The sequence below is a fragment of the Psychrobacillus sp. NPDC093180 genome, from assembly GCF_044754065.1.
Taxonomy (GTDB): domain Bacteria; phylum Bacillota; class Bacilli; order Bacillales_A; family Planococcaceae; genus Psychrobacillus.
In genome coordinates this window covers 177,409-192,807 of the sequence record NZ_JBIVOJ010000009.1, presented here as the reverse complement: position 1 = coordinate 192,807, position 15,399 = coordinate 177,409, and the positions used below count along the sequence as shown (strand labels likewise).

General features: G+C 36.0%; 13 protein-coding genes and 1 riboswitch. Of the genes, 11 read left to right on the top strand and 2 right to left on the bottom strand.

What is annotated here, in order from left to right:
* Nucleotides 1–77 precede the first annotated feature (77 nt).
* The 5 genes from ACIP9W_RS15135 to ACIP9W_RS15115 all read left to right on the top strand — a co-directional run bounded on the left by ACIP9W_RS15135 (nt 78) and on the right by ACIP9W_RS15115 (nt 6,118).
* Complete coding sequence (locus tag ACIP9W_RS15135; protein WP_400790956.1) at nt 78–1,193, top strand: mandelate racemase/muconate lactonizing enzyme family protein; 1,116 nt, start codon at nt 78–80, stop codon at nt 1,191–1,193.
* Complete coding sequence (locus ACIP9W_RS15130; protein WP_400790955.1) at nt 1,194–1,883, top strand: GNAT family N-acetyltransferase; 690 nt, start codon at nt 1,194–1,196, stop codon at nt 1,881–1,883.
* 308 nt (nt 1,884–2,191) lie between these two features.
* Nucleotides 2,192–4,270, top strand: coding sequence for a HelD family protein (locus ACIP9W_RS15125; protein ID WP_400790952.1), 2,079 nt, complete (start codon nt 2,192–2,194; stop codon nt 4,268–4,270).
* A gap of 340 nt (nt 4,271–4,610) precedes the next feature.
* Nucleotides 4,611–5,657 (top strand): NADH:flavin oxidoreductase/NADH oxidase, encoded by a 1,047-nt coding sequence (locus tag ACIP9W_RS15120; protein WP_400790950.1) that lies wholly within the window; start codon nt 4,611–4,613, stop codon nt 5,655–5,657.
* Between the two features lie 47 nt (nt 5,658–5,704).
* Entirely contained in the window at nt 5,705–6,118 is a 414-nt protein-coding gene (locus tag ACIP9W_RS15115; protein ID WP_400790947.1) for a MarR family winged helix-turn-helix transcriptional regulator, read from the top strand.
* Nucleotides 6,119–6,437: 319 nt separating this feature from the next.
* Here ACIP9W_RS15115 and ACIP9W_RS15110 read toward each other — a convergent pair whose 3' ends face one another.
* Nucleotides 6,438–7,298, bottom strand: a complete 861-nt coding sequence (locus ACIP9W_RS15110; RefSeq protein WP_400791115.1) for a putative RNA methyltransferase — start codon at nt 7,296–7,298, stop codon at nt 6,438–6,440.
* Between the two features lie 377 nt (nt 7,299–7,675).
* Here ACIP9W_RS15110 and ACIP9W_RS15105 point away from each other — a divergent pair, with 377 nt between their 5' ends.
* The 3 genes from ACIP9W_RS15105 (at nt 7,676) to ACIP9W_RS15095 (ending at nt 9,847) form a co-directional block, all read left to right on the top strand.
* Complete coding sequence (locus ACIP9W_RS15105) at nt 7,676–8,929, top strand: MFS transporter (RefSeq protein ID WP_400790945.1); 1,254 nt, start codon at nt 7,676–7,678, stop codon at nt 8,927–8,929.
* A gap of 42 nt (nt 8,930–8,971) precedes the next feature.
* A riboswitch (guanidine-I (ykkC/yxkD leader) is annotated at nt 8,972–9,071 on the top strand.
* A 120-nt stretch (nt 9,072–9,191) separates the two neighbouring features.
* Entirely contained in the window at nt 9,192–9,533 is a 342-nt protein-coding gene (locus tag ACIP9W_RS15100; RefSeq protein ID WP_400790942.1) for a DMT family transporter, read from the top strand.
* A complete protein-coding gene (locus tag ACIP9W_RS15095; protein ID WP_142538943.1) occupies nt 9,533–9,847 on the top strand; it encodes a DMT family transporter in 315 nt (104 codons plus the stop codon). Before ACIP9W_RS15100 ends, ACIP9W_RS15095 begins: the two co-directional genes overlap by 1 nt.
* Nucleotides 9,848–9,896: 49 nt before the next feature.
* On the opposite strand, the gene ACIP9W_RS15090 is transcribed toward ACIP9W_RS15095, so the two are convergent.
* The gene (locus ACIP9W_RS15090; protein ID WP_400790940.1) at nt 9,897–10,061 is read right to left on the bottom strand and encodes a hypothetical protein; all 165 of its coding nucleotides are present in this window, start codon (nt 10,059–10,061) and stop codon (nt 9,897–9,899) included.
* Between the two features lie 910 nt (nt 10,062–10,971).
* Here ACIP9W_RS15090 and ACIP9W_RS15085 point away from each other — a divergent pair.
* The 3 genes from ACIP9W_RS15085 to ACIP9W_RS15075 all read left to right on the top strand — a co-directional run bounded on the left by ACIP9W_RS15085 (nt 10,972) and on the right by ACIP9W_RS15075 (nt 15,346).
* Nucleotides 10,972–12,636, top strand: coding sequence for a hypothetical protein (locus ACIP9W_RS15085; RefSeq protein ID WP_400790938.1), 1,665 nt, complete (start codon nt 10,972–10,974; stop codon nt 12,634–12,636).
* Nucleotides 12,637–13,261: 625 nt separating this feature from the next.
* Nucleotides 13,262–14,101, top strand: coding sequence for a MerR family transcriptional regulator (locus tag ACIP9W_RS15080; RefSeq protein ID WP_400790936.1), 840 nt, complete (start codon nt 13,262–13,264; stop codon nt 14,099–14,101).
* A 75-nt stretch (nt 14,102–14,176) separates the two neighbouring features.
* Nucleotides 14,177–15,346: an MFS transporter gene (locus ACIP9W_RS15075; protein WP_400791113.1), complete on the top strand. Its 1,170-nt coding sequence runs from the start codon at nt 14,177–14,179 to the stop codon at nt 15,344–15,346.
* Nucleotides 15,347–15,399: the final 53 nt, after the last annotated feature.

Sequence of the window (15,399 nt, the reverse complement as noted above, 5' to 3'; positions counted from 1 at the left end):
TTTTTGAAATATTAACGTCTATTTAACGACAACTATAACGAAAAAATAAAATCTTGTAAAGAAAGCAGGAAGATAAAATGAAAATTAAAGAAATAGAAATATTTGCGATAAGATTACCACTAGTTGATCCATTTATCATTAGCTACCATACATACGATGATATGCCTTCGATAATCGTAAAACTAACTACAGAGGAAGGTTTAATCGGATACGGAGAAGCAGTTGCAGATGAGCATGTGACAGGGGAAACATGGGAAGCGACATATACACTACTCCAAAATACATTAGCACCGTTACTAATTGGTGAAAATCCAATGGAATTCGAACGTCTACATGAAAAAATGGACAAAGCTGTCTATCAAGCACCTGCAGCAAAAGCAGCACTCGATATTGCTTGCTATGACGTAGTAGGAAAAAAACTAGGCGTTCCAGTCTATCAATTACTCGGCGGCCGTTACCACGAGAAGTTCCCAATCACACATGTCTTAAGCATCGGCACACCTGAATCAATGGCAGCAGAAGCAGAAAGTCGTATGAAGGAAGGTTATTCATCATTTAAGATGAAAGTCGGAACAGAAGTACATACAGATGTGAAACGTATCCAGGCCGTACGAGAAAAAGTGGGTAAAGACATCGCAATTCGTGTCGATGTGAACCAAGGCTGGAAAAACAGTGCAAATACGATTACAGCAATGCGTCAACTAGAACAATTGGGGCTTGATTGGTTAGAGCAACCAGTAGTAGCAGATGATTTCAATGGTATGGTCGAAGTAAAGGCGAAAACAAGCACACCGCTTATGATGGACGAAGGCTTAAAAGGATTTCGGGATATGCGCGAGTTAATCGAGAAGCAGGCGGCACATAAAGTAAATATTAAGCTCATGAAATGTGGGGGTATTTACCCGGCCATGAAGCTTGCCCATATGGCAGAAATGGCAGGAATCGAATGTCAAATTGGCTCCATGGTTGAGTCTTCGATTGGATCTGCAGCAGGATTCCATGTAGCGTTTTCTAAAAAAGCATTTACGAGTGTTGAGTTAACAGGTCCGCTAAAATTCTCCAAGGATATTGGAAATTTACATTATGACGTGCCTTTTATTCAGCTAAATGAACGTCCAGGTCTTGGAGTAGATGTTGACGAGTCAGTACTCCAAGAGTTAACTGTATTCCAAACGAAAGTAAGTGGTGTTTAAATGAAAGAATGGACAGGTAAACTTGGTGAAAAAGATTATATTGTACGTGTATTGAAAGAAGATAGTGTAGAAGATATTCTACGCCTCCAGGACCTTGTTTTGGAAACGCTAATAAACAATGACTTTTTATCGCCGGTAACGAAGGAAGAATACGAAGATTTCGTTTCTAAGAGCCTAATGGTAGGTGTATTCGTAGAGGATAAGTTAATCGCATTTCGCGCACTAGCGATACCTGAAATAGACGAACATCACCTTGGATATGATATCGGACTTCAAAGGGAGCAGTTAAATAAAGTAGTGTACCAAGAAATTACAAATGTGCATCCCGACTATCGAGGATATGGTTTACAGAAAAAACTTGGAGCTATCGTAATGGAACTATTAGATGCATCTCCCTATACGCATGTATGCGCAACAGTGGCACCATTTAATATTGCGAGCTTAAAAGATAAACTGAGCCAAGGTATGGTCATCGGTGCATTGAAAAACAAGTACGCAGATATGTTGCGCTATGTTTTTTATAAAAAACTTCATGGAGACCGTAAAATTGGTGGCGAAGCGTTAGAAATTCATATGGATGATACAGAAAAACAGCAACAGCTACTAGCAGATGGTTGGATCGGAACAAGTATCGTGCAAAAAGACGGAGAATGGTATGTGACTTACGAGGAAAAAGGGACATATATGTAAAAAGATGGCTAAGGGCAATCAAATAGGCGTAAAAGCAACCAAAAGGACAGTGGGAGCAATCAAATATCTGCGAAAGCAACCAATCGTAGAGTGAGAGCAACCAAATTGTGCTCAGGAGCAACTAATCCAAAAACACAACTTTAGTAAGTATCAACATTATATAGATTATTTCATATCGAAATGGGCTTGGGAAATGTATTTCCAAGCTCATTTTATTTTCGGTCATTTAGGTTATTGACTTTGTATAGCAGTTTTATATATATTAGAAATTGTCTGTATTTTATAACGAATAGGAGGGGGTCATTGCAATGAGGGATATATTTGAAGAAGAATTACAAAGGTTGAAAGAAACTACGTCTATATTGGATAAGCAATTAGTCGAACTAGAGAATGTGCCAGTATATTATGGGGAAGATTTTAGTGAACAAATTCTCGAAAGTATGAGGGAGTCCAGAAGGCAAAACCTACGTATTGCTGTACAACAACCATATTTCGGGCGGTTAGATTTTCAAGAGGATGGTCAGTTGGAGCCAGAGCCTATTTATATTGGAAAAGTCGGCGCATCTAATGAGGAAACGACGAAACCAATTGTGATGGACTGGCGAGCACCTATTGCCAGTATGTTTTATTCATTTAATGGTGGTGAGGAAGCGGCTTTTTATCATTCACCAGATGGTTTAATAGAAGGCTATGTTCATTTAAAAAGGAATATTGCCATTCGTAAAAGAGAGTTAGAACGTGTTGTCGATACATATGTAAAAGGAAGCGAGGATGTATCACCTACAGATGATTTTCTCCTATATAAATTAGCTGAAAACAAAGATAACAAATTAAAAGACATTGTTTCTACGATACAATCTGAACAAAATAATATTATACGTGCAGAGAAGAACATGCCACTATTGATACAAGGGGTCGCAGGAAGCGGAAAAACAACCATCGCTTTACACCGCCTTGCTTTTTTAATTTATGAGTATCGAGAACAGCTACAAGCAGATAGAATGGTAGTATTTGCACCAAATAGCTTGTTTTTAGACTATATTTCTGGCGTGCTTCCTGAACTGGGTGTAGGTAATATTAAGCAAACCACATTTCAAGACTGGGCGCTACGCACATTAGATAATGCGGTGAAATTACAAAAAACGGAAGAAAAACTGAAGGAAGCTTTTGAAATCAATCGTAATGATAACAAGGTTATGCTCGGGAAATATAAAGGGACACTTGAGTTTAAGTCATTCATTGAAGAAAGTGTCATTCAATTGGAAAAGAATCTAGTACCGGAAAAAGATCTCGTTGTATGGGATGATGCTGTTATCAAAGCAGAAGAGATACAAAAATGGATGCAAGTTGAATATAGGCATTATCCATTAATGAAGCGTAGGGAACGATTAGTTGGTCGGATAAAACGATGGATTGAAATAGAACTGAAGAAGTTCGAAGGAACAGATGAGAAAAAATCATTGAAAAAAGAAGCTACTAAAAGATTAAATGCTTACATGAAATTTTGGCCTAAAATAACCCCACTATCATTTTACAGTTCGTTGATGAAACAAAAAGAAATAGTAGAAGTCTTGCCTGCAGAACTTGTTCAAGAAACAGTAAAAAATTGCCGCGATAAACAACTATATGTAGAAGATCTAACACCCCTTATCTATATTCACCATCAATTAACAGGAATAGAAAGTAGTCAAAAATTTCATCATGTAGTGATAGATGAGGCACAAGACTTTTCACCATTCCAAATTTATATATTAAAAGAGGTCACATTGGGTAATTCTTTTACGATTTTAGGTGACTTATCCCAAGCTATCTACAATTTTCAAGGAATTGAGGACTGGAATGACTTTAAAGAAGTATTTCAACAAACGGGTTATTTTGAACTGACGAGAAGTTACCGCTCTACGAAAGAAATAATTGAGTTTGCAAATGGCATTATTAAACATGCTGAGATTCCAGTAGGACTTGCAATACCTGTTTTTCGTAGCGGTAAGGAAGTAAAGATTATTTCGACGGATAATCAATTTGCTGAAATTACAAAGACGTTACAAAATATGTTGAGTGAAAATGTGAAAACGATCGCAATAATAGGAAGAACAGATGACGAGTGCCGCGACATGTATGAAAAATTAACAGCAGCAGGAATTTCTGTCAATGCTATTGAAGCCAATCAAATGAAATATGAAGGTGGTATTTCTGTAGTACCAGTATATTTAGCAAAAGGGCTGGAATTTGATGCAGTATTACTTGTAGATGTGGATGAAAAGCACTACAAGGATACTAAGCTGGACGCAAAATTATTATATGTTGGATGTACGAGAGCTCTCCATGATTTGAGGATTTTCTATTCCGGAGAAGCATCCCCTTTACTTCCAGCAATAAAACAGTAGATAAAAAGTATAACTGGTTCTGTTACCTATCGCAAAACTCTAATTTGAATCCCAAATTGTAAATAAAAATGCATACTAAAAAGCACTGCGAACTGCGGTGCTTTTTATCGCGAAAAATAACCCAGTTCGGTAAAAAAATGAGTCATTATTGATATTTACTTTTGATTTCCTGGTTAAACTAAAGCGCCCATTAGTTTAAGTGAAATAATTCAAAAGCTTGCTATGAATAATCAAAACCCCGTTGTTAAAGTGCATATTATTGCAATTGCTTAGTAATTGTATTATTATTTAAATTTAAATGCATGTGCATACATTTAAATTTATAGGAGGTAATTTACTAATGAAAACAATCGGAACGCCTTATGAAGTAAAAGGCTTAACACTTAAAAACAGAATTGTCATGGCACCAATGTGTCAATACTCTGTAGAGAAAGAAGATGGCATCCCGAACGATTGGCACTTCGTTCACTATGTATCCAGAGCTGTCGGTGGCACTGGATTAATCATTATGGAAATGACGAGTGTAACACCTGAAGGTAGAATAACGAATCAAGATTTAGGTTTGTGGGATGATAGCCAGATTCCCGCATATCAACGTATTGTATCTGAGGTTCACAAAAATGGAGCAAAAATTGGCATCCAAATTGCTCACGCCGGTAGAAAGGCTGAGGATGCAGTACAGCCAGTTGGACCTTCTAACATTGCAGGTGAGGCACTTCCTGAAGAAACAAAAAATGGTTCATTAAAGCAGTCACGTGCGTTAACAATTGATGAAATTCAGGAAATCATCAAGCAATTCCAAGCTGCTACTAGAAGAGCAGTCGATGCAGGCTTTGATACAATCGAACTTCATGGCGCACATGGATATTTATTACATCAATTTATGTCACCGAGTATTAATAATAGAACAGATGAGTATGGGCAAGATCTCTCGAAATTTGGTGTAGAAGTAATTCGTTCAGTCAAATCCGTCATGCCAGAAGACATACCTTTAATCATGCGAATTTCCGCTATTGAATATATTGATGGTGGTTACAAATTAGATCATTCCATACAAATAGCTGAGCAATTTAAAGAAGCTGGTGTCGATATATTCCATGTATCTACTGGTGGTGAAGGCATACCCGGCTCACTAAAACCTGGCAATTTTCCTGGTTATCAAGTACCTTTTGCGAGGGCTTTCAAAGAGAAGTTAAAGATGCCTGTCATAGGTGTAGGAATGTTAAATAATCCGCAAGTTGCTGAATCAGCATTATCAAATAACGATGCAGATTTAGTCGCTGTTGCGAGGGGCATGTTAAACGATCCTTATTGGAGTTTACATGCTATCAAAGAAATAACAGGGAAAGTAACCCCACCATTCCAATATGGTAGAAGCATTCGATAACCAAGATATGATACACTGGGATTAGTATTTTTTGAAAGGCGATGACTATGAATAATCCTGAACAATTAATCCATACATGGGTAAACTTTTCAAAATTCCATAACAGAATAACAAAATCATTAGACCAATTACTTCAACAAAAATACCAATTAAATTTGAATGAGTTTTATCTATTGATGTTTCTTAATGAAAATGAAGAAAAGAAATTACCATTATCACAGCTTCAGAATATGGTCGGTCTTAGTCAAAGTGCTTTATCCCGTTTAGTTTCAAGGCTTGAGCAACACCACTTTCATGCAGTAGAAAGAGTTAGTTATGCTGGCGATAAACGTAGTGTCTATGTTCTGCTAACTCCACGTGGACAACAGTATATTGATGAAATAATGATGGAAGTAAACGTTATTTTACAACATTCTCTTTCTATAAAAGATATAAAGAATTTAAGTTTATTCGCTGAATAATATTAGTGATCGAAATGCATTACCAATGCTGTCTTTATACTGGATATGCTTCGGTAATGCAAATTGCAGGTCAAATGCAATCGTACACCAGTTATTGCACCCTTCCCGATTTATCTACGATTCCCTATACAGTTTCCAAGTAAATCTGGTAGCTATTCCTTTATACCAACAAAAAAATGACCACAAAATGATAGACAAATTGGTGGTCACTTTTACTTACATTTTTAATGTTTGCAATAGGAAACGGAACTTGTTTTAAAAATTAACATAAGCCCAAAAAGAAAACACCTAGTGCGCTAATGTACTAGGCGTTTTTCGTTCAACTAAGTTTTTTCCCAATTAAAATCTCCAGGTCCACGGTTATTTCCGCAGATTCACTTTCTAAAAAGGCTTTTAACTTTTCTTCTGAAGCTGCCCAAGTTAAAGGAGTCATGCGAACTAATGCATGGATAAGTGGATTATCCAATTTCACTGTATAACGTACACGAGAAGTACTCACTATTTGAAAATTGTCTTTAAATAGATCCACGGTATCTGCATTAGAATATGCTTGTTTTTCGGGTTCATCATAGACAATCTCTCTTAGTTCTTTTAAATAATCTGTTTGAGGAACTATTTTAATTAATAAGCCATCGTCTTTCAATAGACGATTAAACTCCACATAATTAGAAGGGGATAGGATATTCAAAATAATATTAAATTGTTCCTCTTGAAACGGCATTTTCGCTAGATCTGCTACTATCCATAATTTATCCGAATAGTTCTTAGCAGCTGCTAAGATACCTTCTTTGGAAATATCGATACCTACTCCAGTTACAGGTTTCTCTAAATCAGCACTAACTGTATCGCATATGGACGACAGATGCGAGCCTTCACCGCAACCAGTATCTAGGATAAATGCAGGATTTTTTTGTTCTTTAATAATTTGAGCAATTGCGCTGCTTAGAGGTTCGAAAAATTGACCTTCCGCAATCAGCTTTCTGCGAGCCTCGAATAAATCATTTCCGTATTTTGTTTTTATCGGATGGCTAAGCATATTAATATATCCTTGTTTACTAAAATCATATGTATGATTGTTTGCGCAAACTAAACTTTGCAATTCATAAACGCTCATGATTGAGTCGCAAATGGGACACTTGAAAATGCACTCCAGCCCACTAACATACTGTGCGCTTTTCATTCTGTTGGTCATTTTAGACAAAATAACACCTCTTGTTTTCTATAGAAAATGAACAAATGACCTTGAAGGGTGATTGTTATAAACAGTGTAGCAAGGCTGTTTTTTAATTGCAAATAATGGGCCAAAGAATCATATATAGAATGAAAAAGGTTGTCTCGATAGAAATTGGAAACAAGCTTTTCTCGTTTTTCATGACAAATGAACTGTTTGCTAGTTTTAATTGTAAAACCCTTCTTTCAGTAAAAAGTATGAGGTTCACTCAAGACGTATGACTGAATGCAAAATAAGAAATTTCAATTATAGTGAGAATAATAAGAATTTCGGCGAAGAGAACTTAGGATCCGGGTGAACCTCGCAATTGGAAGGGGTAAATGAAGATGAAAAATCTATATAAAGATTCACGATTTCGTTTAATAATTTTTGCAAATATTGCTTCGTCTATTGGGTCTGGCATTACGATGATTGCGATACCATGGATGCTCGTATCAAGTGAAAATGGCAATGCGGTATTTGGCTACGTTACATTATGTATGACGATTATTAGTTTCTTAATCACCCCGTTAGTCGGGAATCTAATCGATAAAATGTCACGAAAGAAATTGCTTTTAACGAGCAATATAGCAAGCTTTGTGATGTTGCTATTTTTCTCAGTTATTGGATTTGTCGGCCTGTCTTATGAAATATGGCATTATATAATCATTTATATTATTGGCAGCTTGTATTACACTATATTTTTCCCGACAATGTTTGCTTTAAATCAGGAAATTTTTCATAAAGACCAATATAAAACACTAAATGGAACAATGGAAGTGCAAGGGCAGTTATCCAGTGTCATAGCAGGTGCGTTGGCTAGTATTTTATTGTCAAAGTGGGATTTGCACTATATTTTACTCCTTAATGTATTTGCCTATATGGCAGCAATTTATTTGTATGTAAAAATTCCATATGTACGGCTTAAAAATAGTGAGACGAAGGGCACTTCCAAATCTAAAGGTGCAGAAGGTTTAGTATATATGTGGAAACGTCCTGCTATGTTCTTGTTTTTATTCTTTTCCATTATGCCATTCATCGGCGTTATGATTACAAATTATTTGTTTCCTGTGTATTTAGCGGATGTGCTAAAAGCTTCCGGCAGTTTTTACGGGATTCAAAGTATGGTTTATGGGGTAGGAGCAGTAATTGCGGGAATGATGGTCCCTATTATTGCTAGGAAACTAGGGGATGAAAAGACGATCGTATATAGCGTTATTACGTATACAGTTGCTATTTCGTTAATTGTTCTCGCTAATATTCCTTTTTACTTATCCCTTATGTTTTTTATCGCTCTAGGAAATAGCGGAGCCCGTGTTGCTCGAAATTCTTTCTTAATGGACCGAATACCAAATGAAATAATAGGTAGAGTAGATAGCTTATTTCGATCGGTTGGGCTTCTACTAAGAATCGCTTTACTCGCCCTTTTTACAGGCATGGTATCAGCAGGACTCATTATTTATTGCTTTTTCATACTTAGCGGAATACTAATCATTGCATCTATTTTCGTGACTTTTTCTTGGAGAAACGGCATCGAGGTAAATGAAAAAACTATTAATCTTAATATGGAAAATAAACAATTAGCAAAAGCTAAAACTTGAAACCGCCATCGGAATGTGTATAATGTAAATTAATTGCATACGTAAAAAGTTTTCTAGGGTTCCGCAACGAGTAAGTTGGTCCGTGACCGAGAGAAAACGCTCAGCTTATGCTGTGTCACGGAAGGATAAAAGCCTGGGAGAAACTGTTTTTACAGTTCTCCCAGGCTTTTTTATTTTGTAACCTGAAGACATTTTTGCGAACAAATAGGAGAAACAGTTTTTACAGTTCTCCTAGACTTTTAAAAAATTTGGAGGGATTTTTGTGAACAAAGAATGGTTGAAAGTGTATATTGCTGCTTTTTTTGAAGTTTTTTGGGTGATTGGCTTGAAGCATGCGGATAATTTTTGGAGTTGGTCAGGGACCGTTATTTCTATAATTGTGAGCTTTTATTTGATGATCATTGCGGGTCGTAAGCTTCCTGTTGGGACTGTATATGCTATTTTTGTCGGAATGGGAACAGCGGGAACCGTTATTTCGGAAATTCTGTTCTTTGGAGAAGCCTTTAAACTAAGTAAAATACTGTTAATTTTTATTTTATTGGCTGGTGTCGTTGGGTTGAAATTAGTTACAAAAGACAAAGTACAGGAAGGAGATGAATCATAATGGCATGGATTTCGCTAATAGTAGCAGGGATTTTAGAAATGTTTGGTGTTGCGATGATTACCAAATTGCATAAGGACCGAAACTGGCAATCTTTTGTTCTTCTGTTTCTTGGATTTGGAGGTAGCTTCTTATTTCTAGCATATGCGATGAAAACTCTTCCTATGGGAACGGCATATGCCATTTGGACAGGAATAGGGGCATCTGGTGGTGCGATTTTAGGGATGATTTTATATGGGGAACCAAAGGATTGGAAAAGACTTGTTTTTATCGCAATGGTATTAGGAGCAGCAATCGGATTAAAACTGGTCTCTTAAGATTAATAGTAAAATTCAAAGATAATCTGCTGATCAAAAGCGGATTATCTTATTTTTTTCTATTCATCAAGTAAAATGCAGTACCAGCAATAAATAAAGCGGTACTTAATGCCATTGCTATACCATTCCATTCTCCGTTGAATAAGGTAATATTGGTTAACGTTATAAACTGCATTAAGATAATGATGATATATAATCCGGTTATTGTTTTCATAAAGTTTTCTCCTTTGAAATAAATTTATTTCTTCTCTCTAATAGTTGATAATCTTTCGTTTTAGATGTCGGTATGTCATGTTTATACGCGAAAGTAAGTAATTCATTAAAAATCTCATTAGGTGAAAAGAGAGCGAGTCGTAAATTTAAACCCTTCTTTATACGAATGAGAGCTCCTTGTGTAGTCCAACTATAACGTTTGAACTCCACTCTTTTCATTTGAGAAGGATAGATTACTCTTTTATAAATACAAATAGTCATAAGAAAAGTTTCAAAACTCAAATGCCCATTATGAATGGTGAAAGTATATTTTAAAAAGAATAGAGTAATAATGAAGAGAGTAAGCAAAATATTATAATAGAAAAAGTACCCCAAAGAACGATTGATTACAGTAAATATAATATTTATCCCTGGGAGTAACAAAAATACAGCTAAAAGTAGTCTTTGGTTTTTAGCTTGGAAAACCATTTTCATTCACCTCGTTAAAGTATTAAATAATCTTTAATCAGATTCAGTAAAATCATGTAAATGATGAAAAGACCTAGAGACAGCCCGATAGAAAAGTTTAGAGGATCTTGATTCTTACGTTCATATGCATTAACTATGGGATGAGTAGCTATCAAAAGTAATAATAGGCTAGTAGTAAAGGGGGAAATGAAATAGGGATGAATAATAAGAGGGCTAATATTGTTTTCAATATTGGGTGTTTACGTATATGACTTAGCAAACAATTATCACCTCTACTTGTAATGTAACATGGATATATATGTTAATAGTATAGCACTTATGGAAACCAATTCCTATATATTTCTGAAAGTTCCGTCCGTTTTCTTGAGCATATTTTTCCTGAAACCGTTCAACCTTTCATCCGTATAATAACTAAGTAGAAAAAAAGAAAGAGAGATGATTGTATGACGTTTGTATTTATTATTTCGGCAGTTGTAGCCATTGTTACTGCACTTATAGTCATACCGCTAACTGCTAAGAGGAAGAATATGATGTCCTCTCTCATTGGTCTAGCGATTTTGACATTTGTTTTATTGGCGATTCTATATTATTTAACGAATTTAGACCGTAACTGGACTGCTTTATGGCCTTGGCTTGTACTCGCTACTTTAGCTGGGATGATCCTTTCAAGAGGAGTTGAACAAAAAGCAAAAGGTGTGCTTTTCCTTGCTAGTTTAATAGTTGCAGGTTATATGTTATTTGCTCCTTTTGGGAATGCAGATGAAAAATTTGAAGTGGCTAAAATGGATGAAAAAGTAGAAATCGAAGCGTTCGATGAAACAAAAACACCTGCAAGTGTACCACCTCAATTTGCACGAAATAAAATGAAAAAAGCATTTGGGCAAGTGCCAAATACAAGCTATTATGAATTAGGTAATTTACAAATTCAAAAAGTGAATGACGAGTATGTTTACATTGCACCAGTTGAATTTTCGGGGCTTTTCAAATGGTGGAATGGAGATGTAACACCTGGTTATTTCACGATGAGTGCAACAGATTCATCGGACAATCCTGAATTTATCGAAGCGGAAATGAGCTATACCCCGTCTTCTTATTTCCATAAAAACTTAGAAAGACATATGCGTATGAAGCATCCAAATAAAATATTTTACGGGGATGTTCAATTAGAAATAGATGAAGAGGGAAAACCATTTTATATTCGTTCTTATGGGAAATTCATCTCTGCTCGGAACGGTTTTGACGTAGAGGGAATCGTTGCAGTAGACCCTTCTACAGGTCAAACAGAGGCTTATAAACTAGCAGATGTCCCAGCATTTATAGATGGAGCGGTATCACCGGAAACGGTTAGTTTGCAAAATAGCTATTATGGTAAATATATTCACGGTTTTATGAATAGCTTATTTGGTAAGAAAGATGTGAAGCTACCTTCTGATGAAGGAACAGAAGCAAATGTTAGTCCGATTTTCGGGGAAGATGGTCAAATGTATTATTTCACTGACTTTACAAGTCCAAAAGAAGGCGTCGATTCGATGCTCGGTTATTCATTAACAGATGGTCGAACTGGTAAAGCCACTTATTATACTGGCAATCTAGAAGATTCGTATATGGATTCCCAAGGGGCATTACAAATTATTGAAAAGAAATTTATCGAGAAGAAATGGCAAGGTGAAATGCCAGTACTGTACAATTTCTATGGAGAGGCTAGCTGGTTAACGCCTGTACTCGATTCGAATGGGTTTTTACAAAATTACTTCATCGTATCAGCTGCAAATCCGGAAATCTCTGTATACGGAAACACACCGAACGAAGCGTTGAAGCTATATAAAACGGCTATTCAACGCGGAGGAAGCTCAGTGGACGGCAGCTCCAAAGCGGAAGAAAAGGCGGTAAATGGTACAGTTGCGCGCGTGTTCAAAGAACGTGTTGGAGACTTCACGCAAGTTTCGTTCTTACTTACAAATAAAGAAAATTATATAGTATCCTCCGAAATAGCTCCATTTGCGGTTTATATGGAAGAAGGAGATATCGTAGAAGTAACATACCTAGACACTGGAGAGATATTCTTACCTGTAAAAGAGGTAACGATTAGAGGACTTGAGAAGGAGTAAATTAGAATGTCGACAAACCCTCATTCATAGGGCTTGTCGACATTTTTAGTGTAAGTATGAATGCAAGGCTAGTTGTTTTATGGTGCCAGAAACCAATACAACTCTAAATAGTTTGGATTAAAAAAGGACTGTGATGTTGTTTTTTTAAAGCCTCTAAAAGGCCTCTTATAATGCCAACATTTCGATATCTTGATTGAAAATCACTGCTTAGATGGTATAATAAAAACATAGCAAGGATATATTAAAAAGACTGTTCGGTGCGGTCAACACCAAACAGTCATGTAATAAAATAGCATCGCTTCAAAGGCGATCAGCAAATATGAAGAGTAAATCACCCTATTGCTTGCGGCTCAGGGGCGGTTTACTTTTTTTCTTTCGAAAAAGTAAGAATGGAAACGATCAAACCAGCGAACGCAGGCTGCGAACATCAAGGCTTCGAAAGTTGACATTGGCAACACCTCCTCTCCCTATTCTTGTAAGTAACAAAAATAGTAGATAGGAATAAAAGAGATGCTGACCGCCCATGAACACTCTATTCTATTACTCTTCTATTATAACATGTACCTCTATCCTAGTTGTCGGAATTATAAAAATATATATAAGAGCAAGAAACAGGAGTGATCCCTTGAAAATACATTACTTAACAATAGGAGAAGTGGCGAAACTCAGTAATATATCTATCCAAACTTTACGTTTTTATGATCGTATCGATTTATTTAAACCGATAAAAATTGACCCGAAAAATCAGTATAGATATTATCAAAATACCCAATTATATTATTTAGATATTATTAAATCGCTAAAATATCTTGGTCTATCCTTAGAAGAAGTGAAATCTGTACTAACATTGAGTCCTGAGGAACTCGTGAACTATTTGGCAGATCAAGAAAATAAAATTGAAGAGGAGTTTCGAAGACTGATCGAAACAAAAGAAGTGTTAAAACGAAAGAAGGAACAAATACAATCATTTGTAGTGGAGTCCGATAAAATGCATGTTTGTGTAAAGGAAATCCCTGCACAAAAAATAGTAAAGATAAAAACATCCGATATAACGATAAATGATATCCCAAACAGAGAATATGGACTTATTAGCAAGGTGCTAGAAGATATGGGAAGTGTATTCGATACACTATATGGTGGTGCATTTGCTTTGCATAAATATGAATCACTGGAAGATATCCATTATGACTACTTATTTACATATGCTGTGACAGACAAGGAAATCCATATTAACTCGGAAGATGTAGAAATAAGCACTATACCTGCCGGACAATATCTCAGTATTACTTTTACATTTACAGATGACGCATACGAAATTTGTTATCAAAAATTAATGGACTATATGGAGCAGCATCAGCTAAAAATAGAGCCAATCGTTTATGACGTTTGGATGCCGATCAATTTCACCGCTTCAAATAAAGATGAATTCTTAGTGGAATTAAAAATACAAATTCAAGCTACTTGACCCTATAGTTACTATAGGGTTTATTTTTGTAGGTAGAAAGTATTTTATTAGATTGTTAGGAGCTTGAAAATGGTTATGCAAAAAAGTAGTTTAAATAAGACAATATATTTAGTGCTTATAAATTTGTTTATTGTGTTTTTAGGAATTGGACTAGTGATTCCTGTAATGCCTACACTCATGAGAGAAATGCATTTAGAAGGGTCTACAATGGGTTACTTAGTAGCAGCATTTGCGTTCACCCAACTATTAGTATCTCCTATAGCAGGTAAATGGGTCGATACATTTGGTCGCAAGAAAATGATTGTAATCGGGATGCTTCTTTTCGCACTATCCGAGATGCTTTTCGGATTCGGAAAAGACGTGTGGGTATTGTATACATCCAGAATGTTAGGCGGTGTTAGTGCTGCTTTCATGATGCCAGCAGTGACCGCTTTTGTTGCGGATATTACATCCTTAAAAGAACGTCCGAAAGCAATGGGATATGTTGCAGCAGCCATTAGCACAGGTTTTATCATTGGACCTGGAATTGGTGGTTTTTTAGCTGAACATGGTACGAGACTTCCTTTCTTTTTTGCAGCAGCTTTAGGGTTTTTAGGATCTGTTTTTTCGTTAGTAATATTGAGAGAACCTAAACGACCAGAAATAGAAGAGAAGAAAACAGAAAAGCAAGTAGCAAAATCAGGATTCCGCAAATTGCTGGAGCCGATTTATCTCATTCCGATGCTTATCATTCTTGTATCTAGCTTTGGTCTCGCTGCTTTTGAAACAGTCTATTCACTCTTCGTCGATCATAAATTTTCCTTTACGCCAAAAGATATTGCTTTAATCATCACAATAAGCGGAATTCTAGGTGTCATTGCACAGGTGCTATCGTTTGACCGTATCGTAGAGAAAATTGGAGAGATTAGACTAATTCAAGTTTGTATGGGCGTATCCGCAATATTTATATTTGCTATGATTAAAGTATCGACATACTGGTCAATATTAGTGGTGACTTTTGTTATTTTCCTAATGTTTGATTTGATACGTCCTGCATTGACAACGTATTTATCTAAAATAGCTGGCGATGCACAAGGCTTTGTAGGAGGATTAAATTCTACTTTTACGAGTATAGGAAATATTATAGGTCCTGGAATTGCCGGTATACTATTCGACGTGAATATCGATTATCCGTATGTATTATCTATGTACGTGCTTGCACTTAGCTTTGTTATTTCGCTATTTTGGAAAGAGCGAGCTAACTAAAATAAATGAGCTATCCTCTTGAAAAAAATAGGGGATAGCTTTTTGTTTTGGCT